The sequence below is a fragment of the Algoriphagus formosus genome, from assembly GCF_002807035.1.
Classification (GTDB): domain Bacteria; phylum Bacteroidota; class Bacteroidia; order Cytophagales; family Cyclobacteriaceae; genus Algoriphagus; species Algoriphagus formosus.
This window is the reverse complement of sequence record NZ_NIUC01000012.1, coordinates 1-631: the sequence shown is the minus strand read 5'-3', so window position 1 is coordinate 631 and position 631 is coordinate 1. Positions and strand designations below refer to the sequence as shown.

The window sequence follows — 631 nt, the reverse complement described above, 5'->3', positions numbered from 1 at the left end:
GGCACGTCCTTCTTCGCCTCTGAGAGCCTAGGCATCCCCCGTGCGCCCTTATTCACTTACTCTTTTAATCATATTAACCGCTGCTCACGCAGCGACTACTCTGTTACAGTTTCTACGCAATATGTCAATGAACTTTTTTCTCACATATGAGAAAGAGTCGGGATTTCCCCGAAAGAAGTGGAGGATAACGGATTCGAACCGTTGACCCCCTGCGTGCAAGGCAGGTGCTCTAGCCAGCTGAGCTAATCCCCCAAATACATTTTATTACTTGCTCAGAGATTTATCACCACTTTGACAAAGGAGACAATAAACTAGCCGATAAGTAATTAACAAAATTTTTAACAGGAACCACTTTAGGTTCTATGGTGGGCCTGCGTGGACTCGAACCACGGACCTCTACATTATCAGTGTAGCGCTCTAACCACCTGAGCTACAGGCCCCTCAATTTGAATGAGAATTCAAATAAATATTTTGAAGTATGTAAGGCACCTGAGATACAGGTTTTCTTTCCAGAAAGGAGGTGTTCCAGCCGCACCTTCCGGTACGGCTACCTTGTTACGACTTAGCCCCAGTTACCGGTTCTACCCTAAACGGCTCCTTGCGGTTACCGCCTTCAGGTCTACCCGACTTC

General features: G+C 46.8%; 2 tRNA genes and 1 rRNA gene. All 3 read right to left on the bottom strand.

Annotated elements, in window-relative coordinates:
* Nucleotides 1-178 precede the first annotated feature (178 nt).
* Nucleotides 179-252: transfer RNA gene (locus tag CDH51_RS19955), tRNA-Ala, on the bottom strand.
* A gap of 111 nt (nt 253-363) precedes the next feature.
* Nucleotides 364-440, bottom strand: a tRNA-Ile gene (locus CDH51_RS19950).
* A 73-nt stretch (nt 441-513) separates the two neighbouring features.
* Nucleotides 514-631: ribosomal RNA gene (locus CDH51_RS19945) — 16S ribosomal RNA — on the bottom strand; the annotation flags it as partial.